Source organism: Acinetobacter guillouiae CIP 63.46, assembly GCF_000368145.1.
Lineage (GTDB): Bacteria > Pseudomonadota > Gammaproteobacteria > Pseudomonadales > Moraxellaceae > Acinetobacter > Acinetobacter guillouiae.
Map to the genome: position 1 here is coordinate 1,477,730 of NZ_KB849283.1, position 25,276 is coordinate 1,503,005.

Consider the following 25,276-nt stretch of genomic DNA (forward strand, 5'->3'; position numbering starts at 1 on the left):
TATTCAGCTAAGCATGAATTTTCTTAAACTTTTTTGATCAGAGGCTTGATAATGCATATTTTTATTCGATTTCGATTGTTTTTTATTCATATATTTTTCTATAATCAGTTACATGAAAATCAATAATTCAAAATTAAATCACGCTTATTTTAATGAATCTCACAATTTCTGTTTATTCGCATTCGATTTTTTGATTTTCGATCTTATACATTAATTTTAAGGAACAATAATATTGTCTATCGTCCAACTTAGTGCTGCGCTTGGACCCGCAGAATGTGAACTCGCTGTAAAATATACGCTTGAAGAAATACACAAAGAAGCCAAAACAAAAAAGATCCATCTCCAAACAATTGAAAGCAATGCGACTCAACATGGTTATTCCTCGGTACTTCTAAGTGTCGATGAGGATGCTCGAGCATGGCTCCATACTTGGCTCGGTACAATTCAATGGACTTTCCAAAGTCCAATTCGCCCACAACATAAACGTAAAAACTGGTTTGTGGGTATTACGCTTTTTGATACACCGTTGCAATTACCCGCAGATGACACAATCACTTTTCAGGCCTGTCGTGCTTCAGGTGCTGGAGGGCAGCATGTCAATACGACAGACTCTGCTGTTCATGCAACTCATATTGCATCTGGAATAAGTGTAAAGGTCATGTCTGAACGTAGCCAACATGCCAATAAGCGTGTGGCAAAAGAGTTGATTGCACTCAAATTACAACAACAGATGGAGAGCCAGCAAGCCCATCAGAAACACGCTCAACATTTACAACACGCGTTGATAGAGCGAGGCAATGCTGTGCGGAGTTTTAAGAAGTAAAAATACTTTAAAAAGAGAATTACATGAAACAAAAACAATATAATTTAAAAAGTTTGGATAGCGAAATTTTAGATATTACAGCTATTGATTCTGATACATGCAAAATTTATATCGTCACCCAAAAAGGCTATTTATATTGCTACAATTTAGCTCAACAGCAATTACAACAGTTATCCATAACACCCCTACCACTTCCAGCTCTAAATAATCGAGAACTGCGCCATTACGGTACGCCTAAATACCAAATTAAATGTAGTGCCAATGGAAAATTTATCTCAGTTTATGTCGATCATGGGCAATTTGGAGTTGTAATAAACACCCAAACACTGGAGACAGTTCTACACATTGACAGTCAAAATTATTATGAAGATACCGTGTCTTTCTCATTGGCTTTTACACAGTTCGATTCACAAGATATTTGTATTTATAGAAGTGACTGGAATCGACTTGAAGCATTTAATTTAACCACAAATCAGCTTTTGACTGAGCGCTATATTGCAGCTTATGAAACTGAAAGTCCGAAACACTATTTAGATTACTTTCATGGAGCGTTATATGTTAGTCCTAGCAATGATTATATTTTAGATGATGGTTGGATATGGCACCCTGTAGCTTCTCCCAAAGTTTGGTCACTCAGTCAATGGTTTACACACAACCCTTTTGAAAGTGAAGATGGCTCAAGTGTCCAAGCATTATGTTATCGGGAAAACTGGAACGCTGTAATGTGCTGGCTTGATGATCAACATATTGTCATTTGGAATATTGAACTGTGGGATCAAGAAGAATTTGACCTTAAATCTGAACCCAAAAATCGATCAGGAATACATCTTCTTTCACTCGCTGAAACAATGTGGGACGATGATTATTCAGCAAACTATTGGGAAATGCCCGAACAAACTCAACAAGTTTTTAATTTATATGCTGACCAAAATTTATTAATAATTGTAGGCGATGAGAATATTACGACTTATGCCATTACTGATCGAATTTTGTTAAATCAAATCGACAATTCACGTCCACAAAAGCAGCATAAAAGTAGACACAGCTTACTGTCTTTTGCAAATAAAACCGTTTATGAAACAAGCTATATCTAAATATTGGCAATAAAAAAGGAAGCCTGAGCTTCCTTGATTCACAACACAACAAAATTAAGACTTTTGCAAATCCAATTGAGGTTGATTTGATTCTTCAAGCATTTTACGATCCACTTCAGCCGGATTATTTAAAGCGTCATTTAGCTTCTCAACATCTAGCTTACCAACCCACTTCGCAACCACAATCGTTGCCAAAGAGTTACCCACCAAGTTAGTCAATGCACGTGCTTCAGACATGAAACGGTCAATACCTAAAATCAAAGCCAAACCAGCGACTGGGATATTGCCTACAGCAGCCAAAGTTGCTGCCATTACAATAAAGCCTGAACCAGTTACACCTGCTGCACCTTTTGATGAAATCAACAAGACTGCAAGTAAAGTAATTTCATGCCAAATATCCAGTTGAGTATTGGTTGCTTGTGCAATAAAGATCGCCGCCATAGTCAAATAAATAGAGGTACCATCAAGGTTAAATGAATAACCTGTTGGAATCACCAAACCAACCACAGACTTTTCACAGCCAGCAATTTCAAGCTTTTTCAGCATACGCGGTAATACAGATTCTGAAGATGATGTACCCAACACAATCAACAACTCTTCACGGATCATACGAATCATTTTTAAAATGCTAAATCCGCAGAAACGACTGATCGAACCTAAAATAATAAAGATAAACAACAAACATGTGATATAGAAACAAAGAATTAACTGTGCAAGTTGCGCTAAGCTACCAATCCCATACTTACCAATGGTAAATGCCATCGCACCAAAGGCACCGATTGGCGCAAGTTTCATAATCATATTCACAATGTTAAAGAACACATGCGAAATTTGATCAATTAATCTTAATACTGGTTTTCCAGCATCGCCCAGTTTATGTAATGCAAAACCAAACAATAAGGCAAATAAAAGAACTTGTAGAATTTCACCTTCTGCAAATGCACCCACAACGGTATTTGGAATGATATGCAAAAAGAAATCAACAGTAGACTGTGATGCACCTGATTCCACATACTTACTGATACCTGTGGTATCTAAAGTCGCAGGATCAACATTCATACCAACGCCCGGTTTGGCGATATTGATAACAACCAAACCAATAATCAGGGCAATGGTAGACACGACTTCAAAGTATAAAAGTGCAATACCACCAGTCTTACCTACTGATTTCATGCTTTCCATGCCCGCAATCCCACTGACCACGGTACAGAAAATCACAGGGGCAATAATCATTTTAATGAGCTTAATAAAAGCATCACCTAAAGGTTTGAGTTGTTCGCCTAAACCTGGAACACTTTTCTCTACACCATTGATCAATTGAGTACCACTTGGAAAGTAGTGCCCTACAATCACACCCAAAATAATGGCAACAATCACTTGAAAATAGAGTGACTTATACAGCGGTTTCTTAGCCATGATAATTACTTCTTTCTATATTTCTGTTTGAAGAAATATCCAATGTTAATGCTACCATTTGCTGACACAGTCCAAAATCTCGATAAAAATTTCTGAGAAGTTGGTTTTTAGCAAATAAAAATCCCTTCAGAAAACGAAAGTTTTCCAAAACAATGACAACGAATGACGATGTTTAAGATTTATTCTCTCTAGCACCTTGGCCAAAAGAATAAATACAGAACAGGAGATAAAAAATAAAACGCTCTTCAAGTCTATTTTAATTAATTTTTGATGATCAATCTCTATGCAAATGTTAATTTCGCCTAACATCTGTGCAATTTATGCTTAGACCTTAGTCTAATATCATCTATATCTATACGATTCAGATCCATTTATGGCATAGTGTATTCCACTGTCTCCTCTCCCTTGATCCATTTGACATGAATACAAAACGCAATCTTTATAAAGACTTTGAACATCCTTTTGCGCAGTTTGTGCGAATTGTCGGTAAAGGGAAAAATGGTGCACGATCATTAACTTATGATGAAGCTTACCAAGCTTTTTCAATGATTTTGAAAAATGAAGTCTTAGACGTACAACTTGGCGCATTTTTAATGTTGCTTCGGGTCAAAGAAGAGTCTGTAGATGAACTGACAGGTTTTGTCCAAGCGACCAAAGACCAATTGAATTTTCAGCCACTTGCTGTGGATTTAGATTGGTCATCTTATGCAGGTAAACGCAAACATTACCCGTGGTTTTTATTGGCAGCATTAACACTTTCAAAGCATGGCTATAAGATCGTGATGCATGGTGCATCAGGTCATACCATGAACCGTGTGTATACTGAACAAGTCTTAGAATACTTGGGCTTTCCAATTTGCCAAAATGAAGCACAAGTCAAACAGCAACTAGACATCCAAAATTTTGCTTATTTGCCTTTAAATGTGATCTCTCCGATCTTGGCAGATTTGATCAATCTTAGGAATGTGATGGGTTTACGCTCCCCGATTCACACACTGGCTCGTTTGATTAATCCATTCAATGCCAAAGCAACCTTACAGGCAATTTTCCACCCTGCTTATCGTAGTTCGCACCAACAAGCTGCCTTTCAATTAGGTTATAAAAATAGTGCTGTGATTAAAGGTGAAGGTGGCGAGTTTGAGCGTAATCCTGATGCCAAAACCCTCATCTGTGGCATTCAAGATGGTGAACTTTATGAACATGAATTGCCTAAATTAACCGATAACCGCAGCCCAACAGAAGAACAGCTTGATCTCGCTGTTTTTAAAGCGGTTTGGGAAGGCCAACAAGCACATGAATATGGAGAAATTGCCATCACTGAAACAATGGGCATTGCTTTATATACCATGGGTATTGTAAATAACTATCCAGAAGCCATGAGTAAAGCAAAGCATCTTTGGAACACGCGTTTCTAATTTCATCTTTAAACACAAGCGTGAACGTTATTGATCACGCTTTTGGATAAAATAAAAATCAGCCCAATAAGGATAACTTTTCCCTGAAGAATGAATATTGATGAGTTGCAACTGATCACCCATTTTGACGTCGATATTATTGGGTTGATAAGGACCAGATAAATAAGCATCTTTTTGCTTTCCAATCAGACTGGAGCAATACAGATGATGGGTTTTTATCTTTTTTGATGCATCGGCTGTATAAGCATTACGGATCTTGATACCAATTAACAGCATGGGATAACCATCATTTTTAATTGATGTATATTGTGTGACTGGCGTTTGGAAATTTTGACTTGCGGTTACAGTAACATCTAATAAACATTGAATACTTCTTGCACCACTTGTTCGCTCAGCGAATGCACTGGTCGAAATTGCAGTGATACAGAATAAACTGAGTCGAGCAAGCTTTATTGTTTTTAGTCGCTTTATTGTTTTGAGCAGCTTGAGCATTTTAACCTCTTTATCGTTTTTATTATGCTGAATATCTTTATCACCTTATTACGCACTTCTCGTTTTAACATAGTTATCGTTTTAATATCATCATGATTGAAACAGTTTAAATTTTATTGTTTTTTAAATTGAGTGTTTGAATCACAAAGTGAAACTACTCTGTGATTCAAGGGATCTTTTGCTCAGTTAGATAAAACGAATCGGTTTAAATTCTGGCTCAGGCACATGCGAATCACATTCCTCACCTTCTTCTTTATGCCCTTTATCGATATAACCCGTACGCTCTTTTTCAGGTATATTCTGATGTTCCCAAGCAATCACTGCTTGCATACAGGTTTGACGTTGCTCAGCAGTCAACGCCACACCATTTGGCCATTTACCAATTTCTACCGCAGTTTTTAAACGCTCAACAATGTCAGCATCTAAAATAGAAAGCATCTGTTCAATATTCATGGTCAATCCCGCTGAAAAGAATCAAAATCTTGATTCCAGCCAAGTTTAGTACGACAAGCCATATAGAAGTCATAACCTGGTGGATGTAAAAGTATTAGTTTGAAGGGATGTTTACGAATATGCAAACTATCACCGACATTTAATGAAACGCTATGCTGTCCATCGGCACTGACCATCGGCAACACACGGTTTTCACGGATCAATATCTTAATTTCGCTTTGCCCACCCACCACAATCGGTCTTGATGACAACGTATGTGGGTGCATTGGAACCAAAGCAATTGCATCCATACTTGGATGTAAAATCGGTCCACCACCAGATAAGGCATATGCCGTTGAACCTGTTGGAGTCGATACAATTAAACCATCGCTGTGTTGGCGATAAACATATTGCCCATCAATGTTCAGCTCAAAATCAATCATATGTACAGATTTACCAGAATGAAGTACCACATCATTCAAAGCAATTGCATCATAAATTATTTCATTTTTACTGCGAATTTCAATTTCCAATAAAAAGCGACGATCAAGCTGGAACTCACCTTTTAAAACTTGATCTAACTTAAACAGCACTTCAGTGGGTTTAATATCTGTTAAAAACCCTAAACGACCGCGGTTTACCCCAAGTACAGGAATATTGTATTTTACCAATGCACGTGCAGCATGTAATAAAGAACCATCACCACCCACGACAATAACCAAATCAACCACTTCACCGAGCAGATTCTTACTGACAGTTTGTGTATTGGTATAAGGTACAAGTTGTGCTGTAGCTGTATCAAAAACTGGATGTAGACCCAAACTTAATAAATGATCGTGTATAAGACAAAGCGTATCAACCACAGATGATTTATCTGGTCTTCCAATTAAACCGATATTACGAAAGGTCTTTGGTGAAATTTGCACAGATGCGGTAGCTCCACTGAAATTCTGAGATATAATAACACTCTCAGTATATGTTTATAAAATCATTCATATACGAAAAATAACGAGAATGTTTAAAAAGCCTTTAAATTTGTGTATTTCACAGATTTATTATTGCAAAATTAAGAAAAGCTTCGCATGATTAGCGAAAATAAATTTGGGTATTATTATCTGTATATGAAGACCGAACGTGGTATAGGCTTAATTGCACTGATTTTTTGTGTATTAATTATTGCAGTATTTCTCGCATTTAGCGTCTACTTAATTCGCCTCGACAATGTTATTCGAGATAAGTTTGAAGGCAATCGCTGGGATATCCCTGCGAAAGTATTCGCTCGCCCGTTAGAAATCTATGCAACTGCGCCAATTGCTCAAATAGAGTTTGAACAAGAACTCAAATTACTCGGTTATAAAAACAGTGATAGCTATACCAAATCGGGAACCTATATTACCCAACCGAATACAATTTACGTACATACACGTGGCTTTGACTTTGGTGACAGTGTAGATCCAGAACAAGTCCTACAAGTGACCTTTGCTGGTGATACAGTTACAGATGTAAAAGCCACCAAACCAACCAATACTGGAATCGCACGTCTAGAGCCAATGTTAATTGGTGGTATCTACCCGCAACACAATGAAGACCGTGTCCTCATCAAATTAAATAAAGTTCCTAAACCTTTGATTGAAGCATTAATCGCCACAGAGGATAGAAACTTTTATCGTCATCATGGTATTTCATTCCGTGGTACAGCGCGTGCTTTACTTAGTAATGTGACTGGTGGTAAACGTCAAGGTGGTTCAACACTGACGCAACAGTTGGTTAAGAACTTTTTCTTAACCCCTGAAAAGACCTTAAAACGTAAAGTAAATGAAGCCCTGATGTCGCTGTTATTAGAGCTTCATTACAGCAAAGACGAAATTTTAGAAGCCTATTTGAATGAAGTGAATTTAGGTCAAAGTGGTAACTATTCTGTCAATGGTTATGGCTTGGCTTCACAATTCTATTTTGGTTTACCACTCAGTGAATTAAATATTTCACAACAAGCATTTTTGGTTGGTTTAGTTCAAGGGCCTACCCTATTTAACCCTTGGAAAAATCCTGAAGGCGCAAAAAAACGTCGAGATATTGTGCTGAACAATATGTTGGTGATGGGATACTTAGACCAAGCGCAATATGAAAAAGAAATTGCACGTCCGCTCAATGTGGTTCGTAAACCAACATTAGGTACAGCAAGCTTCCCAGACTTCTTAGATATTGTACGTCGTCAACTTAAAACCGAATACCAAGAATCAGATTTAACCAATCAAGGCTTAAGAATTTTTACGACACTTGATCCAATTGCACAAACTAGAGTGCAAAAGAGCTTTAGAGAAACGGTGAGCCGTTTAGCCAATGCGAACCCAGCAAGACTAAAAGACCTACAAGGCGCTGTTTTAGTTACCCGTCCTGAAAATGGCGAATTGATTGCCGCTGTTGGTTCAACCCAAGACTTTACTGGCTTTAATCGTACTGTAGATGCTAAACGTCAAGTGGGTTCTTTGCTTAAACCTGTGATTTATTTAAGCGCGTTGGAATCAGGTCGTTATAACTGGGCATCACCAATTGAAGATGCGCCAATTAGTTTACCTTTCAGTGGTAATCAAACCTGGACACCAAAGAACTATAGTGGAACAGGTCATGGCTATGTTCCGATGTCTCAAGCCTTAGCAAACTCATATAACTTGTCTGCTGTACGTTTAGGGAACGAATTCGGGATCTCTACATTTAGCAATAACTTGTCTAAATTTGGCGTGACCTCAAAGATTCCAAACTACCCGTCTATTTTCCTTGGTGCGGTTGATATGTCGCCAATGGAAGTGATGAGTATTTATGGTAACTTTGCAACAGGTGGATTTAAATATCCAACCAAAGCGATTCGTACTGTTGTAGATTCTAATGGTCGTTTATTGGAGCGTTTTGGTTTAAATGTACAACAGACCATAGACCCTTCTGCTGCCTTCTTATTGAACTTTGGCTTACAACAAGTCATGTCTGCAGGTACAGGTAAAGCGGCTTACAACACATTACCAGCTGATCTCAAACTTGCGGGCAAATCTGGTACAACCAACGATACCCGTGATTCTTGGTTTGCTGGATATTCAGGCAATAATTTAGCAGTGGTGTGGTTAGGCTTAGACAACAATAAAATCACTGGACTTACAGGTTCATCTGGTGCATTACCTGTTTGGATCAATGTCATGAAGCAATTACGCCAAAAACCAGTGAATTTACGTCAAACAGATGATATTTCATGGCAATGGATTGACTCTCGAACTGGGGAGCTTTCAGCACAAGGCTGTGAAGGCGCACTATATATTCCATTATTACGTCACACAGTTCCTAATCGTGCGACAGAGTGCGGCATGCCATATTATCAAGTTGATCCTCAATCCACACCTGATACGCAACAAAACACTTCACAGCCGCATTCAAGTGATAGTATAGAAAACTATATTCGCGAAAGTGAAGACAGTTTAGATCAGGACTCAAGAGGTCATGTGATCTCAAGTGGTAGTTATAACAACTAATCTAAACATGTTGGATATACGGGTAAATTGGCTTTTAAATAGGAATTTGTGATGAAACGAAATGTAAGCACAATCGCTTATATTCTAAGTTTAAGCGGAATATTAACTTTGGCTGGGTGTCAAACAACACCCCAACAAAATTCTAAACCGAGCAAATCTGTTGAAAAGCCAAAATCTGAACAGCCAGACCATCGGGTTGCTACACCAGATGGAGTAAAAATTACCCCTTATGAACGCCCTGAAATTAAACGTGAAAAAGTTCCTGTCGTGATTGCACCGCAATCCAAACCTCAAACGCAAAAATTTGAGGATGGGGAAAATATTCCAGCCTTTAAACAGCTCATCCAACAAACTCAAACGGCATATCAAAAAGGCCAGTGGGATGAAGCTGAACGTTATGCAATCCATGCACAACGTATAGCACCACAATCAGCACAAGTGTTCTCGTATTTGGCTCAAATTGCCAATCAGAAGAAACAATATGCAAATGCTGAATCTCTAGCGCGACGTGGTTTAAGTTATGCGCAAAGTCCATCCCAGAAGAAAACCTTTTGGAATGTTATTTTGCAGGCTGCTCAGCAATTAAAAAATCAACAGAGCATCGCAGAAGCGCAAAAACAGTTACAACGCTTATAACTGTTTAAGCCAATACCTCTGCTCGATTAAAAATTTCGAATCCCAGCAATCCCGTATGCATAATGCTGTTGTGCAATCACTAAATCAGCTTGGCTTAATCCCCCCAATGCAAAGACCGGTAAATCACAGGTCTTGGCATATTCAGCAAATTTTTCCCATCCAAGTGCATTGGCTTCAGGATGGGTCTGGGTTGCAAATACTGGACTTAAAATCACAGCATCAAAACCCAATGTCTGTGCTCGCTGTAAAGATACCAGATCATGACATGCTGCTATACAGCGTAGACCGATTGGTAACTGCTCGATGTGTAAATCCATCAATTGATGCTGTTTATAATGTACAGCAGCTATACTTTTTTGAAGATGTTCAGGCAACTGTTGCCATAGCTCTATATTGATGATCAAGCGAGATAAGGCATTTGCAGCTAACTGCGAAATTTGTGTTACAGCAATCTGATCTGCAGTCGTTCTAAAATAAAAAAATTGAGGGTTGTCAGCTCGTTTTTTTTCTATATTCAACGCTGAAAGATTGTCGGAGATTTTAATTTGATGCGCCCAGTACAAGCGTTGAATAATCGCTTGATTGGCTTTGGGGAAATTCAGCGCGAATAGTTGATCACGCCCATACCATGTCCAAGGTTTCTGAATATCATGCAAATATTGTTCAGGAACAGTGGCATGAAAAAGATGGAGAAACACTTCAACGTCATCATAAACGTGATGAATCACGTCAAAAGCATGCCATTGCTGGATGCCAATTCCCACTTCCTCAAAGATCTCTCGACGACATGCTTCAACAGGCGTTTCCCCTGCTTCAATTTTGCCGCCAGGAAATTCATATTTATTGCCCTGATGCTGATCCGCATTGCGCCAACCGACCAACACTTTCCCACGATAAAGTAATAAAGCGATAGCCACATGAATACTGGGTTTAGACACAAAAATCGACACCTGAATTTTTAATGAATTGTAAGCAATTATAGAAATTTTATAAATGATAAAAATTATCGTTGACAGACCTATTCGATAATGATTATCATTTAAATCACTTAGACAGCACCCCACACGGAGTAACAATAATGAACGCACCTTTTAGCCTATTCACACGTAACACTGAAGCTCACCAATCTCTTCCGATGTTACATTCAAATAACTTATTTGCATTAGGGCGCGAAATTCGCATCATGCATGCTGGAGAAGAATATCGCTTACGTTTAACACGTAACAATCGTCTAATTTTGACCAAATAACTATAAAAACATTAAGTTAAAACAAAAAACGTGGGAACAAGCAGTATGAATCAGCGCATACTGCTTTTTTAATTTTGTCAGCTGATTTTTAATGCTTATCTATAGATTTTTATACAACAACCTATCTCTGTAACTCTGTAAAACGATCTAATGAAATGCTAAACACGCAATAAAAATAACCGATTCAATCGTACAGCTTTAACGTAAAAAAACACAAACGCTCAAACCGCCATATTCGGAAGCAGCAAACTGAATCTGTCCATGATGCAGATCGATCACCTTTTTACAAATTGATAAACCTAAGCCTGAACCTTGTGTTTTGGTCCCCAACGCTCGGTAAAAACGTTCACCTAAACGATCTAAGATGTCTTGAGGAATACCCTCACCATCATTTTGAATTTCAAAGCTATTGCTATTGTTTAAAGGTCCAATCTGAATATAAATATTGCCCTGTACTGGCGTATAACGAATCGCATTATCTACAAGATTGCGAATACAAATAAAAAGTAATTCTTCATTTACATAGACCTGAACATCTTCGCTTTGAATACGAATCTGAACCTGCTTTTCGTCTATAAAAGGATCTAAACTATTTAGCACATGCTGAGTCATTTGCTCTAGACTTATCCAAGTCTTCGGTAATTCACTGGCATCCGCTGGATCTAATCGTGCTAAAAGCAAAAGATTTTTAAGAACCAGCGTTCCTCGATTCACATCATTTTGAATACTATTGAGTTGCTGATAAATCTCAGGGACCTCGGCATATTTGCGTTGTAATAACTGCAAACGCATCTGTATCGCAGAAAGTGGCGAACGTAATTCATGTGATGCATCTGCGGTAAAGCGTTGTTCAGCAATTAAAGCTTGATCCAGTCGCGCAAGCATTTGATTGAGCTGATTGACCATCGGCTCAAGTTCTTTAAATGCAGGCTGTTGCTGAATTAAGCTGAGATCATTGGCATTTTTCTCTGCAATTTCTGTTGAAAGCAGTTGAATAGATTTAAATTGTTTTTTAACTGAGAAATGTAAAATCAGCCATTGCACCAACCATAAGCTCAATAAAACCAATAAATAGCTGATAAAACTTTGCAATAAGTCTTTAAAACGGACACTTAAGGGCTGTACAACATAGACGCTTAACTGAGAATCCTGATCAATCGCTCGGTAGCTACGTAACAACTTATTTTCTGCCCAAATAAATGCATATCCATTGTCTTCGTGTTTAGACAGGATATTGGCTTGACCTTGTTGCAAATCAAATTCAGGTGATTGGGTCAGCATCACCTGACCATTCATCAATCGATATTGAATATCAAATTCATCACTTAACTCATCCAATTGAAAACCAGACGTCGCACTTAAATCTGAGATCAGAAGCATATCTGCAACTTCATCCATGATTTCATCTTGTACGTTCATGTTGTGATAAATCGAAAGACTGACCAGAAGTATAAGCGCAAAAATACCTGCCACAATTGAACTGAGCATTGAAGTCTTAATCAGCTTGGTTTGTAGTGATACTGCTTGGGTCATATTCATCCTATTGAAATTATTAAAAGTACTCGGTGAAATACTCAATCTTGCTCTTTATTCATACGATAGCCCAAGCCACGAATTGTTTTGATCAAATGTCCACCGATCTTCTTACGCAATTGATAGATATAAACTTCAATCGCATTACTTTCAATTTCATCTCCCCAAGCATAAAGTGATTCTTCCAATTGCTCACGTGTCACAATATGTTCAGGCTTTTGCATCAATTTATATAAAATTTGAAATTCTTTTGCGGTGAGATGAACAACTTGCTGATCCTGAAATACCGTTTTCGCTTGAGTATCTAATACTAAATTTTCATATTTTATTTCATGTAAATTTGTGACTTGGGTTTGTCTGAGTTGTGCCCGTACTCGAGCAGATAATTCTTCTAAACTAAAAGGCTTTACCAAATAATCATTTGCGCCGAGATCCAAACCTTGCACACGATCTTGAATACTATCTCTTGCGGTAAGAAAAATCACTGGAATTTCTGGAAATTGACGTTTTAACAGTTTAAGAATTTCATCGCCAGTGGCTTTGGGCAAACCACGATCTAATAAGATACAGTCATATTGATGCTGTTCAATGGCTAAAATTGCATGATCACCACGTTCGACCCAATCTATATTGTAGCCATCCATTTCCAACCAAGATTTAATACTTTCAGCTTGTGAACTATCATCTTCAGCGAGCAAAATTCGCATAGACCATCTCTCTTTTAGGCAGATAAAGCCTTGATCAAAATAAAATCTGCAGTTTGTTGCTGTTTATACTTGTTGAACATAGGTAAAGACCACATGCATACACATGTAGTCTTAGAGAATATAACGAGAATCTGCTGTGATTTGTTTTAATGGATAAAATAATTAAAAATTCACGGCATCCACATCAATTTCTACACGTTTTGTCGGTTTATAGTCGATATCGACCTCACCAAACAATGTCACTGTAGCATTTGCTGCGATCGGTTTACCTTGCCATAACTCATCATCAATATCGACAGTAATGCTACCTGTGCTATCACGGAATTGATATTTTTCATCACCGATTGCTTTAACCACGTTGCCACGAAGCTGCACTTTGGTATCATCTTTCAATGTTAACGCTTGTTTTACTGTGGTTAAACTTGGTGTAAGCGCTGATTGATTTACCGCTGTGTTTGCAGTAGCAAAACTTGTTAAACCAATCAAGCTTGTGGTTAAAATTGTTTTCGCAATGACGTTCATTGTTGTGTCCTCATATCGGTTCATCGTTTCGATAGAAGCATTAAAACAAACCAATATGAGGTGAATCTTAGGATTTCTTCATTTGCTCTTTTAAGTCAAAATTAATTTAAAGGCACAACTCTGAGGACTTCTTCCAACGTTGTTACGCCTTCCAATACTTTACGCGCACCAGCAATTCTTAATGGTTCAATACCCTCTTTTTTTGCCTGCATTTTTAAATCATCTAAAGTCACGCCCGCACTAATTCGCTGCTTTGCTTCAAGGCTAATCGGCATAAACTCGTAAATCCCGACACGACCTTTATAACCTGTTTGACGGCATTCCTCACATCCAACTGCTTTATATACAAAACTAGGCATTTTGGTCTGATAGCCAAATGTCAAATGCTTCCACTCTTGTTCATTGATAAAGGTTTCTTGCTTACAATGTGGACAAAGCTTACGCACTAAACGCTGAGCCAATACTCCCAAAATCGTTGCAGCGGTTAAAAAAGGCTGCACGCCTAAATCATGCAAACGTGTCAGACTTGATGGTGCATCATTGGTATGCAGAGTTGAAAGTACTAAATGACCTGTTAATGCTGCCTGAATCGCCATGTTAGCAGTATCTTGGTCACGAATTTCCCCAACCATAATAATATCTGGATCTTGACGCATCAAAGCACGGATACCATCGGCAAAACCGAGCTCAATCCCTTGATTGACCTGCATCTGGTTAAAGCTTGGTTCCAACATCTCAATCGGATCTTCAATGGTACAGACGTTCACTTGTTCGGTTGCCAATTGTTTTAACGAAGAATAAAGCGTGGTGGTTTTACCTGAACCTGTGGGGCCAGTCACCAAAATAATGCCATGACTATGTTGAGTTAAAGCATGCCACTGTGCCAATAAATGTTCATCAAAACCCAATTGTTGAAAACTTCGTACCAAAACTTCTGGGTCGAAAATACGCATCACTAACTTTTCACCAAAAGCAGTTGGCAATGTTGAAAGACGTAGCTCGGTTTCTTGCCCTTTCGGTGTCCGTGTTTTTAAACGCCCATCCTGCGGTTTACGTTTTTCTGCAACATTCATACGACCTAAAATTTTAATCCGTGAAATAACTGCGGTTAAGGTATTGGCTGGCATATTATAAATCGTATGCAGTACCCCATCGATACGAAAACGAATTTTGCCTTTTTCCTTACGCGGTTCTAAGTGAATATCACTCGCGCCTTGCTCAAAAGCAAACTGTAAAACCCAATCGACCAGTTTCACAATATGCTGATCATTCGCATCAGGATTCTGGGTATCACCCAATTGTAAAAGTGCTTCTACACCTTTATTTTCTTTATCATAGGCACTGGATTTTTGCGAATTGCTGACCGCTTTACTGACTTGATAATACTCAGTTAAATAGCGTTGTAATAACTCAGGATTTAATACTACTTTTTCAATTTTTTTTGGGCTTAAACTACGTTCTAAATTATGTACCCAATCCGTCATAAAAGGCTGTGCTGTACCAATCAGAATTTTATCGGCACTGACCTCAACTGCTAAAATTTTATTTCTTATTGCAAACTCTTGCGACATGACATTGGTTAGTGAAGTCACATCGGCCTTTAACGGATCAATCGTAAATGAATTGAGTTCGGCTTTTTCAGCTAACCATTCTGTCAGCGTGGTCAATGTTAGTCTTTTTATTGGGTTTTTAGCATCGACGAGCTTAAAGCTGGCAATCCATTGCAGAGGATGCCACTTCAACTGATCGCGTTGTCGATGCGTGGTTTGTACCAATAGTTTTTCACGTTCTGTAATACGACCATCTTTTAATAATTGTTCTAAACACCAAGCTGTATCGATTTCAAAATTAAATTGCATTGTTATATCCCCGAAACTCAATCTACTATAACAAAATTAATTGTTGTATTTCTTGGATTTTCTAAATTCAACAATGTATTTAACGCATGGCTAAAAAATAAACTTTTGTTTTTCTAAAACTTTGCGATACATTGAAATCATTCTATTAATTCATGGTCCTATTTGGAGAGCACTATGAATTTTATATCGCTATATCCATTTTCATTTGGCTCTTATACCGATTTCCTCACCATCATTGCGGCTGCATTGGGTTGTGGTCTACTTATCGGCCTTGAACGTGAACGAAGTCAGCAACGTGAAAATCAAAATAGTTTTGCCGGTTTAAGGTCATTTGCCATTTGCGCTTTACTTGGCGCTATTTGCTTTTTGTTTGGTCCCTATTTTGGCATTGCGGGTGCATTCATTACAGGTGGTATCGTCATTTATTCTTTAAAGAATCAAACTGATGATCCTGGTGTAACCACTGAAATTGCATTTATCCTCACTTATTTTATCGGTGGAATGTGCGTTTGGAATATTTCTTTTGCTGCAGGTTTATCGGTCATCCTCACCGCCTTGTTGATGACTAAACATTCTATGCATGGCATTGCTGGAAAATGGATTACAGAATCTGAATTTAAAGATGGAATTTTCTTACTGGCATTGTTATTAATTGCATTGCCACTGACACCAAACAAAGCTTTGTGGGGTGCTGTGCTTAACCCCTATGTTATTTTAAAATTACTCACCTTAATTTTGGCGGTGCAAGCACTTGCACATATTGCCAAACGATTATTGTCATCAAAAAATGCCATGCTGTTGTCTTCGCTTGCTTCTGGTTTTGTTTCCAGTACCGCAACCATTGCCAGCTTAGGATTAGAAGTCCGAAATGGACGTGCAGATGCCAAAGCCAATGCAGGGGCAGCATTAATGTCTTGCGTCGCGACCCTACTACAACTCATGATTATTGTGATTGGTGTCAGTATTACATGGTTCAAGCTCATTGTACTGCCCAGTCTAATCGCTATTTCGATCCTGACCATTTTTGCCTTATGGTTTATGCGTCATACACAACCGATTGAAAATAATCAGCTTACAGATAGCCGTATGTTTAGTCTAAAAGAAGCAGCCATTATTGCAGTGTCTTTGACCTTGATTCAGGCGGGTGTATATGGGTTAAATCTTTTATTGGGCGATGCGGGTTTAATTGCAGGTACGCTTTTGGCCTCATTATTTGAAATTCATGGTGCTTTGGCCACGATTGTCATTCAGGGAGAACCGAGTAATCACATCTTATCTCTCGCCTTTGTTTTAGGTTTAGCAGCACATGCCATTGCGAAATCGATAAATGCATTTTTAAGTGGTGGCAGCCGCTATGCCTTGATCTTTGCTCCAATTCAAATTTTGCATATGACAATGTTTATCATCGTTTTTGTTTGGGTTCTTCAATATTAAATGCACTTTTTTGCAAGGATGAAAAAGTCAATCATTCCCTTCTGAATCAACGTATTTAAGATCAATTTCTCATCAACAAATACAAACTTCGCTGATCTTTATTTAGACCAGCGTCTGAATCATTCCAATCCATCAAAATATTTTACTCATCTTATTTTGTAGATAGAAAAACAACAAAGTTAAAAATCACAGCCTATTTAACAAAATCTACAACCGTCTATTTCACAACAGCCTAACGATATTTACCAAATACTTTCCAGAGATTGTTATCCGCTAAAGGATCAGCATAGCTATCATTACGTGGCTTGCGCGGCTTATCTCGGGCATCCACCAATTCAAAATCTTTTTCAGTGCTCAGCACTAAACCATTCACATAAAATCGTGTTCTCGTATATTCACTTTGTCCAAATTGAAAAATATAGGTTCTTAAATCAATGAATTCACGATGCGCAACCAAGGCTGCGGTATCATCACTGTTTAACCACTGCGACATATTTTTAATTTGGCTGGGTTCAAATTGCCCACATTTTTCAACCAGTGAAGCAATCCCACGAAAAGTTTTTGATTCTTTGGCACGGGTTTTATTAATTCGAATCCGATCTACATGAAAAAAGAACAAAGGTAAATTTAAATGGCTGGGTAATTGAGCCACATCTAAAGCCTCATCCTGCATAAAAGGTTGATACAAGGTTTGTGCCCTTTCAAGCAACCCAAGCCACTGTTTATAGTAAGCCTCTACTGCGGATTGGGTTCCATAATAAATTGGCAAACCTTCAACATTGCTCAAGTCTACAGGCGGCCAAATATTTTGGCGTAATAATGCAATATCACTTTTCAAGCTTTGTATGGCAATCGCATCTTGCATTATCTACTCCTTGAGTATTTATTAAGCTTAGGCTATTTGAGTATGCTATAGTTATATCAATGAAACAAGTCTATGAAAAGGAATGATAATGTCCGAAAATAATGATTTTTTTGAAGAAACTGAAGAAGTTGAATCTGACGAATACTTTTATGAGCGTGCTGATGAATTTATTGCTCTCGCCAATCAATTTGCAGATCAAAATCAACAAGTTTCACACCTAACAGCACATCCTGGAAAGATCAGTGCTTCATTTATGTATGCCAATGCCCGTTATAGTATTTGGCATGCAGCTTGTGCCTACAATCAAGCATCAGATTTTAAAGCGGATCGCCAAGTCATCTTAGACTATTATGTGGAACAATTTAAACTTATGCTTGAAGATCATCTCGATGAATATCAAGAAAATTTTGACAGCTATTTTGCAAATTCAGATACAGAAGAAGTAAAGCGTTTCGTTTAACTCTTGGATTGCCTATAATAGCCCACCAATGAAATACGCTATGTGGAAAAGTCATGTCTCAAAAAATCGATGCTACTGATGTCACCGAAGAAGAAGCTTTAAATGCTGTTTTTTTTGAGCGTGCGGATGAGTTTATCAAACAAGCCAATGAGTTTTGCCGCCCAGCGAAAGGACAGCAACCTAAGCCAGAAGAACTTCGTGGACAAGTCAGCTCAGCAATGCTCTTCGCTACTGCACGTTTTAATACCTGGGTTGCTGCAAACACCTTTAAAGATGGTGATGAAATGCGTGACGCCAAAGAACAAGTCATGTCTTATATATTGCAACAATTCCAAATGATGCTTGAAGACAATTATGATGAGTATTGTGAGCAGTTTGAAAATTATCTCCGTTTCCGTAAAAACGAAGATTTTCATACCCACAAACATGATCAAGATGGCCATGATCATCAACACTGATTGAGATAAATCATCTTAGATTGATCTAAGCATTGATAAAATAGCCTCTTCAATGAGGTTATTTTTTTATAACAATCTTTCGGCAGTCATCCCTAAAACAATAAAATCAACTGATCCTCCCAATGACCTTATCCCATAAATTTACCAAGTGACAATATTCACCTTTTATAAAATTCATGTATTGTATTTTGATAATAAATAACAATTTGGACGTTATATGCAAGATTTGAATTTTCCAATCATTGACCCACATATTCACCAGTGGGATCCCTACAACACCCCTCATGCAGCAGCATTTGCGGTAAAGCTTTTGGGCAAGCGCCCATTCCTACTCGATAAAATGGTGCGTTTAGTCAAAGCTAAAGATTTGATTGAAACGGTTGGACTTACGGAACACATTACCCGCCCCTATTTACCACAAGACTATAAACATGATCTTGGCTCATATACGGTCGAACAAGTGGTGCATATTGAAGCCAGTTGGGCCAAACAGAAAGGCAAAGGTGTCGTAGGTGAAACAGAATTTATTGAATCCTTACCCTTTAATGAAAACACCGTAAAGCTCGGTGGCATCGTGGCTACCGCAGACCCTTGTGATCCTAATTTCAAAAAAATTTTAAAGTTACACCAAAAAGCATCTAAACGTTTGCGCGGTATACGCCGCATGGCTGCCTTTCATGAAGATAAAGGCGTGCATAATTGGACGGATCTCACGCACCTGTATACCGAGAAAAAGTTCTTAAAAGGCTTTGAACAACTCGCGCAACATAATCTGAGTTTTGATGCTTGGGTGTATTCTCATCAAATTCCCGATGTAATTGAGCTGGCAAAAAAGTTCCCAGAAACCTCGATTGTTTTAGACCACTTTGGTACACCAGCAGGTCTGTTTGGTAAAATTGGACAAAATACAGGCTTATCTAAAACAGCACGTGAAAATATTTTTTATCAATGGCAAGATGCTATTGCTGAATTATCCGCTTATCCAAATGTATATACCAAAATGTCTGGTCTATTTATGCCAGTGCTTGGTCATCAATTTTATAAGAAAAAACAACTGGCCTCAAAACAACAAATCATTGATCTTGTTGCACCACTGATACTGCATGCTTTAGAAAGTTTTGGCACCTATCGGGTGATGTTTGCCTCTAATTTTCCAATGGATCGGGTCAATACCAGTCTGGTGAATATCATTGATGCGTTTAGTGATATTGTGATGCAATATGATGAAAATGCACTGAAAAATATCTTCCACCATAATGCCAAACAATTCTATCGTTTGTAATTTTACAAGATAAAAGAGGTGTTACTTAAACACCTCTTCAAACTTATTTACTGATACACATAATTTTTTAAGTATAGAAGTTTAATTGAACTGCGAAAGAAAGGCTTGAATTGCATGTCGTGCAATTTCAGCATCTTCAAATGATTTCACTCCAGAAATACCCACGGCACCAACCAACTGACCATGATACAAAATAGGCTCACCACCTTCCAACATCCCGGAACCACTCTGCATGGTTAAAAATCCCATTTGACCATTTTTGATAAGGGTCTCATATGATCCTGACGGTCTACGACTTAATGCAGAACATCTGGCTTTGTCCAAACAGAATTTCGATGTCAATGCAGAAGCGCCGTCCATACGCTTCATTGCCAATAAATTGCCCGTTTCATCAACGATGGCAATACTGACATTAAAAGCATGATCAATTGCATATTGATGTGCTTTATTCAATAAAAACTCTGCATCAGATAAGGTTAAATAGTGTTTGGTTTGCATATTTTCTTCCTGAATTATAATGTCTAAAATCACAAAAAAGCCTGTAGTCTAAGGACTACAGGCTTTTATTCTAAATCAAACTTGATTCAAAAAGACTGTCCATTCTGCTCATTTATTCAAGCAATCGAAGCGGTCTTAAATCCCCTTAAGCTTGCATTTCAGCAAAGACTTGTTTAGCCATATCAATGGTAAACTGAATATCTTCATCACTGTGCGCAGCTGAAATAAAGCCTGCCTCAAATGCAGATGGAGCAAGGTTTACACCTCGATTTAACATCCCATGGAAGAATTTACGAAATGCTTCAATATCGCATTTTAAAATATGGTCAAAACTGCTAATTTCAGTTTGATCAGTAAAGTAAAGACCGAACAAACCACCAGCTTGTTGAGTAAAGAATGGGATTCCAGCTTCATCCGCAGCCGCTTGTAGACCCTGTAATAATTGATCTAATTTTGCAGACAAATCGGTGTAGAAGTTGGGTTGGCGAAGGGTTTCAAACATTTTGATCCCTGCTCGCATAGCCAATGGATTACCCGACAAAGTTCCTGCTTGGTAAACCCCACCTAAAGGCGCGATACATTCCATGATTTCACGTTTTCCACCAAATGCACCGACTGGTAATCCAGCACCAATGATTTTACCCAAAGTCGTTAAATCAGGTTTTACATTATAATATGCTTGCGCACCACCGAGTGCTACACGGAAACCTGTCATCACTTCATCAATAATAAATACTGATTTGTATTGATCACATTGCTCACGAATCGTTTCTAAGAAACCTTTGATTGGCTTAACCAGATTCATATTTCCAGCAACAGGTTCAACAATTACCCCTGCAATCTCTTGACCATATTTCGCAAAACAAGCTTTAACAGCTTCAATATCATTATATGGCAAGGTCACCGTATGCTTGGCAAAATCAGCAGGTACACCCTTTGATGTTGGCTCACCCATAGTCAACATGCCTGAACCCGCTTTAACCAATAAAGAATCTGAATGTCCATGATAGCAACCTTCAAATTTCACAATCATGTCACGCCCTGTATAACCACGCGCCAAACGAATAGCCGTCATGGTTGCTTCAGTACCTGAATTGGTCATACGAACCAATTCAATTGATGGCATGATTTCACAGATCAAATCAGCCAGTGTGGTTTCATGTACTGTCGGTGCACCAAAGCTTAAACCATCAACTGCTGCTTCTTGTACTGCTTGGATAATATCGGGATGTGCATGACCTAAAATCATCGGCCCCCAAGAACCCACATAGTCCACATAGCGCTTGCCATCGACATCGTATAAATAAGCACCTTTGGCTTTTTCGATAAATACTGGCGTACCACCCACCCCATTAAACGCTCGTACTGGAGAATTCACTCCACCTGGAATATGTTTACTGGCTTGTTTAAACAATTGCTCTTGTTTTGGAGATAGGCTCATAAATCGACTCAATCCTGTAGAATACTAAAATTTCAAAATGATATAAAAAATCACGATACAAATTAAGATTTTGCAGTTTCTGCAAATAACTGTGCCCAAGCTGCGACACGGGCAGGAATATTTTCAACTGATAAAGCTAATATATCACTAATCACAGCGCAAAGGTCAGCACCAGCCTCAATCACAGCTTGAGAATTTTCAACTGTTAAACCGCCAATAGCACAAATAGGTAAATCAAACTTTTCAGATGCCTGCTGTAATGTCGCTAGGCCAATATTACCTGCTTCAGGTTTGGTCGATGTTGCATAAATTGCGCCAAAGGCCACATAGCGTGCTCCTTCAGCGATTGCTTTTTCAGCCAACTCAATTGAGTTTAAGCAAGTCCGCCCAATGATGACACCTTGTGGTAAACGTTGCACTGCATCTGAAATTTCACCATCAGACTGCCCAAGATGAACACCTAAACTAAATTGTTCAGCTAAATCTAAATCATCATTAATCAAAAATGGTGTCTGATACTTTTCACACAATTGCTTGATCTGCTTCACTTCATTGGCTTGGTCAGATTGAGCTACTTTTTTACGGCGATACTGAAGAATAGCGACTTGCTTAGTGCTTAAAGCAGCTTCGAGTTTTTCTAATAATAATTGGATTGGATCGTCGTTGGTAATCAGGTAAAGACCGCGCATTCAATATTCTCAAACAATCAAATAAATGGATTATAAGCAAGTTTTCTCAGCGAAGACGTGACAAAAACAAAAAAGCTTAGAAATCTCTAAGCTTTTTTGTTTAATTTATTACCATACTGACAAGATTAGCTCTCAATTTTATCTAGACTACGGTCTTTTAAACTTAAATTGCCACGTACAATATCGGAAAGCATACGCCAGTCCGAAATAAAACTATAAAGTGGTTGCTTAAAACTTGCTGGCTTATTTTTCTCAAATACAAAATGCCCCACCCAAGCACACGCATAGCCTGAAAGCAGTCCATAGACCACGTATTTTGCTTTACGTTGACGAATTGCTTTGCTAAAAAAATAAATACCGACACTACTTCCAGCTGCATGCAAACGGCGACTCATCATGCTACGGTGTTCAGTTAAATAAAAACGATAAAATTCTGAATAGTTTTTAATTGGTAATTCAAACTTCGGGTTTTGCTCTAATTCCGATTTAGGCTCAACATACGCGTTCATGATCAATCATCCTGTTTTATTTTTAATCATCCTGTTTTATTTTTAATCAGCTTAGTTTATTTTATGCTGCAATAACAGCCAAATTCAATATCAAGTCTGTTGACAATTCATCTATATTTGCGACTTCAAGTATTGCCCAGACCATACAAGTCACGAAATAGGAAATTTTGTCATTCTAAATATTTAATTAGTAACGATATTGCGGTAAAAAATACTCAAATGGCATGCTATACAAGTCTTCTGATGACACATTTTAAGTTACAATGCCAGATTAAACATTCAAGAATGTTTAACTCTCTAATAACCATGATTAACACTTAGGACCCTCACATGCTTGAAGTTGAATTAAAGTTTCAAATTCCGGAAGCCCGCCGCAATGCACTCCTCAAAGCATTAGATCCTAAAAAATCCCAAATTATTCAATTACAAGCAAAATACTACGACACACCTGATCGTCAGATGTCCCAACACGGCGCTGCACTACGTCAACGCTTAGAAGGAACGCGTTGGGTACAAACATTAAAAGCCGCCACAAAAAGCCATTTACAACGCTTTGAAGACAATATTGATTTAGGTGAACTTGCTGAAGCCCCACATTTAGATCTTGATATTTACCAGAATAAACCTGAAGCACTTGCTGTGTTAAAAAATGCATTGGGGGATAAATTTGACGAACTTCAATTACAATTTGAAACTGACATCCAACGTACCATCCGTGTGATTCAGTTTGAAGATGCTGAAATTGAAATCAGCCTCGATATTGGTGAAGTCAGAACTGAAACATCCAAACAAGAAATTCATGAAGTAGAATTTGAGTTAAAAAGTGGCTCAATTCAATCACTTTTAGCCTTTAGTTTTGAGTGGGTTAAAAAGTATCATTTGTGGCTCGATGTACGTAGCAAAGCTGAGTTTGGACACTTATTGACTGTGGATCAAAAAGTCAGTCCAGCACAGCTCAGCAAAGAAACCATTTTAAATAAAAAAGACTCTGCAGATAAAAATTTACGTGTGCTTATTGCCAGTCAATTACAACATTTATTGCCAAATATTGCCGCGATTTCTGCACAGGTTGCCCAGCCTGAACATATTATTCAAGCACAAACTGCCCTACACCATTTACATTTAAGTCTTTCTCTGTTTAAAGATTGGACAGATACCAAAACGGATAAATGGTCACATCAACTTTCAGCGTTTGAGAGTCACTTTAAAAACTTACAGCATTTTGAACATATGCAACGTACATTAGGTGCTTTACTGCAAAATCCGAAAACAGCGCAAAGTTTAGATCGGGATATTTTGTATGCCAATGAAAAACTCATCAATTTGGTCAAATCGACTCAAAATGTGCAGCACTATTTAGAATTACTCATGTTCAGTTTAGGACAGTCTGCGAAAGCGCCAACCCATGACTTAAAATGGTTTGCGCAAAATACATTGCAAAATCAGTATCGACAACTACAAGAAAGTTTAAATGAAGCCGATCTATCTGACCTTGAAAGTTTAGAAGCGCTGGCTCAGCATTTAAATGAATTAAAATTTAGCTTTCCGATCCTAACCAATATCTATGATGTTAAAAACTTGCAGAAATATGCAAAATCTTTAAATGATGCTCAACAAGCATGTGAGCAATACCAAGTGCTTGCCTCATCATCTTCTTACCTACAACAAACCGACCTTGAAGCCAGTGATTGGTTTGCCTTAGGCTGGCTTACTGCAAAACAAGAAGCTTATGCGGAAAAACTGCTTGATGCGACGGAACAGTTCTTGGTCAGCCGTAAGTTTTTAAAATAAATCAGCAGCAAGAAGAGATGGTTTTATTGATTAAATTATTGAATAAAATCATCTCTTTAAATACTGCATAAATTTGAATATTTGTAGTCGCATGAGTATTCACGTTGCGAATTTGTAATCATTCATTAAAAACTCAAAAAAAACAATTTATCGGAT

25 protein-coding genes are annotated in these 25,276 nt (G+C 38.1%); 11 read left to right on the forward strand and 14 right to left on the reverse strand.

What is annotated here, in order from left to right:
- Positions 1-232: 232 nt before the first annotated feature.
- Positions 233-823 carry a peptide chain release factor H gene (prfH, locus tag F981_RS11945; RefSeq protein ID WP_004721865.1) on the forward strand — a complete coding sequence of 197 codons (591 nt, stop codon included), beginning with the start codon at positions 233-235 and terminating at the stop codon, positions 821-823.
- Between the two features lie 23 nt (positions 824-846).
- Positions 847-1,917, forward strand: a complete 1,071-nt coding sequence (locus F981_RS11950; RefSeq protein WP_004721868.1) for a hypothetical protein — start codon at positions 847-849, stop codon at positions 1,915-1,917.
- A 54-nt stretch (positions 1,918-1,971) separates the two neighbouring features.
- Here F981_RS11950 and F981_RS11955 read toward each other — a convergent pair whose 3' ends face one another.
- Positions 1,972-3,333 carry a dicarboxylate/amino acid:cation symporter gene (locus F981_RS11955; protein WP_004721869.1) on the reverse strand — a complete coding sequence of 454 codons (1,362 nt, stop codon included), beginning with the start codon at positions 3,331-3,333 and terminating at the stop codon, positions 1,972-1,974.
- Positions 3,334-3,752: 419 nt separating this feature from the next.
- Between F981_RS11955 and F981_RS11960 the strand changes: the two genes are divergently transcribed.
- Positions 3,753-4,748 carry a glycosyl transferase family protein gene (locus tag F981_RS11960; protein ID WP_004721871.1) on the forward strand — a complete coding sequence of 332 codons (996 nt, stop codon included), beginning with the start codon at positions 3,753-3,755 and terminating at the stop codon, positions 4,746-4,748.
- Between the two features lie 27 nt (positions 4,749-4,775).
- Here F981_RS11960 and F981_RS11965 read toward each other — a convergent pair whose 3' ends face one another.
- The 3 genes from F981_RS11965 to F981_RS11975 all read right to left on the reverse strand — a co-directional run bounded on the left by F981_RS11965 (position 4,776) and on the right by F981_RS11975 (position 6,598).
- Positions 4,776-5,240 (reverse strand): hypothetical protein, encoded by a 465-nt coding sequence (locus F981_RS11965; RefSeq protein ID WP_004721873.1) that lies wholly within the window; start codon positions 5,238-5,240, stop codon positions 4,776-4,778.
- Positions 5,241-5,426: 186 nt separating this feature from the next.
- Positions 5,427-5,693, reverse strand: a complete 267-nt coding sequence (locus F981_RS11970) for a YeaC family protein (RefSeq protein WP_004721875.1) — start codon at positions 5,691-5,693, stop codon at positions 5,427-5,429.
- A 2-nt stretch (positions 5,694-5,695) separates the two neighbouring features.
- Positions 5,696-6,598 (reverse strand): NAD(+) kinase, encoded by a 903-nt coding sequence (locus F981_RS11975; protein WP_004721877.1) that lies wholly within the window; start codon positions 6,596-6,598, stop codon positions 5,696-5,698.
- Between the two features lie 195 nt (positions 6,599-6,793).
- Here F981_RS11975 and mrcB point away from each other — a divergent pair, with 195 nt between their 5' ends.
- Together mrcB and F981_RS11985 are read left to right on the forward strand one after the other, a co-directional pair.
- On the forward strand, positions 6,794-9,187 hold the full coding sequence (gene mrcB / locus F981_RS11980) for a penicillin-binding protein 1B (protein WP_035371597.1): 2,394 nt from the start codon (positions 6,794-6,796) through the stop codon (positions 9,185-9,187).
- 51 nt (positions 9,188-9,238) lie between these two features.
- Positions 9,239-9,823, forward strand: a complete 585-nt coding sequence (locus tag F981_RS11985) for a tetratricopeptide repeat protein (protein ID WP_004721881.1) — start codon at positions 9,239-9,241, stop codon at positions 9,821-9,823.
- 26 nt (positions 9,824-9,849) lie between these two features.
- On the opposite strand, the gene F981_RS11990 is transcribed toward F981_RS11985, so the two are convergent.
- Positions 9,850-10,761, reverse strand: a complete 912-nt coding sequence (locus tag F981_RS11990; protein WP_004721883.1) for an NUDIX domain-containing protein — start codon at positions 10,759-10,761, stop codon at positions 9,850-9,852.
- Between the two features lie 140 nt (positions 10,762-10,901).
- On the opposite strand from F981_RS11990, the gene hemP reads away from it, so the two are divergent.
- A complete protein-coding gene (gene hemP, locus F981_RS11995; RefSeq protein ID WP_004721884.1) occupies positions 10,902-11,072 on the forward strand; it encodes a hemin uptake protein HemP in 171 nt (56 codons plus the stop codon).
- A 198-nt stretch (positions 11,073-11,270) separates the two neighbouring features.
- Here the strand turns inward: hemP and F981_RS12000 are convergent, their stop codons facing one another.
- From F981_RS12000 to F981_RS12015, 4 genes are all read right to left on the reverse strand, one after another.
- A complete protein-coding gene (locus F981_RS12000; protein ID WP_004721887.1) occupies positions 11,271-12,605 on the reverse strand; it encodes a sensor histidine kinase in 1,335 nt (444 codons plus the stop codon).
- Positions 12,606-12,646: 41 nt separating this feature from the next.
- Positions 12,647-13,312: a response regulator transcription factor gene (locus F981_RS12005; RefSeq protein WP_004721888.1), complete on the reverse strand. Its 666-nt coding sequence runs from the start codon at positions 13,310-13,312 to the stop codon at positions 12,647-12,649.
- 162 nt (positions 13,313-13,474) lie between these two features.
- Positions 13,475-13,834: a NirD/YgiW/YdeI family stress tolerance protein gene (locus F981_RS12010; protein WP_004721890.1), complete on the reverse strand. Its 360-nt coding sequence runs from the start codon at positions 13,832-13,834 to the stop codon at positions 13,475-13,477.
- A 101-nt stretch (positions 13,835-13,935) separates the two neighbouring features.
- On the reverse strand, positions 13,936-15,693 hold the full coding sequence (locus F981_RS12015; protein WP_004721892.1) for a type IV pilus assembly ATPase TfpB: 1,758 nt from the start codon (positions 15,691-15,693) through the stop codon (positions 13,936-13,938).
- A gap of 174 nt (positions 15,694-15,867) precedes the next feature.
- Here F981_RS12015 and F981_RS12020 point away from each other — a divergent pair, with 174 nt between their 5' ends.
- On the forward strand, positions 15,868-17,127 hold the full coding sequence (locus F981_RS12020) for an MgtC/SapB family protein (RefSeq protein ID WP_004721893.1): 1,260 nt from the start codon (positions 15,868-15,870) through the stop codon (positions 17,125-17,127).
- Positions 17,128-17,359: 232 nt separating this feature from the next.
- Here the strand turns inward: F981_RS12020 and F981_RS12025 are convergent, their stop codons facing one another.
- Positions 17,360-17,992, reverse strand: a complete 633-nt coding sequence (locus F981_RS12025) for a hypothetical protein (protein ID WP_004721894.1) — start codon at positions 17,990-17,992, stop codon at positions 17,360-17,362.
- An 88-nt stretch (positions 17,993-18,080) separates the two neighbouring features.
- Here F981_RS12025 and F981_RS12030 point away from each other — a divergent pair, with 88 nt between their 5' ends.
- The 3 genes from F981_RS12030 (at position 18,081) to F981_RS12040 (ending at position 20,192) form a co-directional block, all read left to right on the forward strand.
- Positions 18,081-18,452: a DUF3144 domain-containing protein gene (locus tag F981_RS12030; RefSeq protein ID WP_004721895.1), complete on the forward strand. Its 372-nt coding sequence runs from the start codon at positions 18,081-18,083 to the stop codon at positions 18,450-18,452.
- A gap of 53 nt (positions 18,453-18,505) precedes the next feature.
- Entirely contained in the window at positions 18,506-18,910 is a 405-nt protein-coding gene (locus F981_RS12035) for a DUF3144 domain-containing protein (protein WP_004721896.1), read from the forward strand.
- Positions 18,911-19,127: 217 nt separating this feature from the next.
- On the forward strand, positions 19,128-20,192 hold the full coding sequence (locus F981_RS12040; protein ID WP_004721897.1) for an amidohydrolase family protein: 1,065 nt from the start codon (positions 19,128-19,130) through the stop codon (positions 20,190-20,192).
- Positions 20,193-20,273: 81 nt separating this feature from the next.
- Here F981_RS12040 and F981_RS12045 read toward each other — a convergent pair whose 3' ends face one another.
- From F981_RS12045 to F981_RS12060, 4 genes are all read right to left on the reverse strand, one after another.
- A complete protein-coding gene (locus F981_RS12045) occupies positions 20,274-20,690 on the reverse strand; it encodes a GlcG/HbpS family heme-binding protein (protein ID WP_004721898.1) in 417 nt (138 codons plus the stop codon).
- Between the two features lie 145 nt (positions 20,691-20,835).
- On the reverse strand, positions 20,836-22,131 hold the full coding sequence (gene hemL, locus F981_RS12050; RefSeq protein WP_004721899.1) for a glutamate-1-semialdehyde 2,1-aminomutase: 1,296 nt from the start codon (positions 22,129-22,131) through the stop codon (positions 20,836-20,838).
- A 62-nt stretch (positions 22,132-22,193) separates the two neighbouring features.
- Positions 22,194-22,820, reverse strand: coding sequence for a thiamine phosphate synthase (gene thiE / locus F981_RS12055; RefSeq protein ID WP_004721900.1), 627 nt, complete (start codon positions 22,818-22,820; stop codon positions 22,194-22,196).
- 125 nt (positions 22,821-22,945) lie between these two features.
- Complete coding sequence (locus F981_RS12060) at positions 22,946-23,329, reverse strand: Mpo1-like protein (RefSeq protein WP_004721901.1); 384 nt, start codon at positions 23,327-23,329, stop codon at positions 22,946-22,948.
- Positions 23,330-23,659: 330 nt separating this feature from the next.
- Here F981_RS12060 and F981_RS12065 point away from each other — a divergent pair, with 330 nt between their 5' ends.
- Positions 23,660-25,120 carry a CYTH domain-containing protein gene (locus F981_RS12065; RefSeq protein WP_004721902.1) on the forward strand — a complete coding sequence of 487 codons (1,461 nt, stop codon included), beginning with the start codon at positions 23,660-23,662 and terminating at the stop codon, positions 25,118-25,120.
- The last annotated feature ends 156 nt before the right edge of the window (positions 25,121-25,276 follow it).

Bases quoted from the DNA above. Each gene is read 5' to 3' on its own strand.
- F981_RS11950 (WP_004721868.1), top strand. From the start codon at position 847: ATGAAACAAAAACAATATAATTTAAAAAGTTTGGATAGCGAAATTTTA.
- F981_RS11955 (WP_004721869.1), bottom strand. From the start codon at position 3,333: ATGGCTAAGAAACCGCTGTATAAGTCACTCTATTTTCAAGTGATTGTT.
- F981_RS11960 (WP_004721871.1), top strand. From the start codon at position 3,753: ATGAATACAAAACGCAATCTTTATAAAGACTTTGAACATCCTTTTGCG.
- F981_RS11965 (WP_004721873.1), bottom strand. From the start codon at position 5,240: ATGCTCAAGCTGCTCAAAACAATAAAGCGACTAAAAACAATAAAGCTT.
- F981_RS11970 (WP_004721875.1), bottom strand. From the start codon at position 5,693: ATGAATATTGAACAGATGCTTTCTATTTTAGATGCTGACATTGTTGAG.
- mrcB (WP_035371597.1), top strand. From the start codon at position 6,794: ATGAAGACCGAACGTGGTATAGGCTTAATTGCACTGATTTTTTGTGTA.
- F981_RS11985 (WP_004721881.1), top strand. From the start codon at position 9,239: ATGAAACGAAATGTAAGCACAATCGCTTATATTCTAAGTTTAAGCGGA.
- hemP (WP_004721884.1), top strand. From the start codon at position 10,902: ATGAACGCACCTTTTAGCCTATTCACACGTAACACTGAAGCTCACCAA.
- F981_RS12000 (WP_004721887.1), bottom strand. From the start codon at position 12,605: ATGACCCAAGCAGTATCACTACAAACCAAGCTGATTAAGACTTCAATG.
- F981_RS12005 (WP_004721888.1), bottom strand. From the start codon at position 13,312: ATGCGAATTTTGCTCGCTGAAGATGATAGTTCACAAGCTGAAAGTATT.
- F981_RS12010 (WP_004721890.1), bottom strand. From the start codon at position 13,834: ATGAACGTCATTGCGAAAACAATTTTAACCACAAGCTTGATTGGTTTA.
- F981_RS12015 (WP_004721892.1), bottom strand. From the start codon at position 15,693: ATGCAATTTAATTTTGAAATCGATACAGCTTGGTGTTTAGAACAATTA.
- F981_RS12020 (WP_004721893.1), top strand. From the start codon at position 15,868: ATGAATTTTATATCGCTATATCCATTTTCATTTGGCTCTTATACCGAT.
- F981_RS12025 (WP_004721894.1), bottom strand. From the start codon at position 17,992: ATGCAAGATGCGATTGCCATACAAAGCTTGAAAAGTGATATTGCATTA.
- F981_RS12030 (WP_004721895.1), top strand. From the start codon at position 18,081: ATGTCCGAAAATAATGATTTTTTTGAAGAAACTGAAGAAGTTGAATCT.
- F981_RS12035 (WP_004721896.1), top strand. From the start codon at position 18,506: ATGTCTCAAAAAATCGATGCTACTGATGTCACCGAAGAAGAAGCTTTA.
- F981_RS12040 (WP_004721897.1), top strand. From the start codon at position 19,128: ATGCAAGATTTGAATTTTCCAATCATTGACCCACATATTCACCAGTGG.
- F981_RS12045 (WP_004721898.1), bottom strand. From the start codon at position 20,690: ATGCAAACCAAACACTATTTAACCTTATCTGATGCAGAGTTTTTATTG.
- hemL (WP_004721899.1), bottom strand. From the start codon at position 22,131: ATGAGCCTATCTCCAAAACAAGAGCAATTGTTTAAACAAGCCAGTAAA.
- thiE (WP_004721900.1), bottom strand. From the start codon at position 22,820: ATGCGCGGTCTTTACCTGATTACCAACGACGATCCAATCCAATTATTA.
- F981_RS12060 (WP_004721901.1), bottom strand. From the start codon at position 23,329: ATGAACGCGTATGTTGAGCCTAAATCGGAATTAGAGCAAAACCCGAAG.
- F981_RS12065 (WP_004721902.1), top strand. From the start codon at position 23,660: ATGCTTGAAGTTGAATTAAAGTTTCAAATTCCGGAAGCCCGCCGCAAT.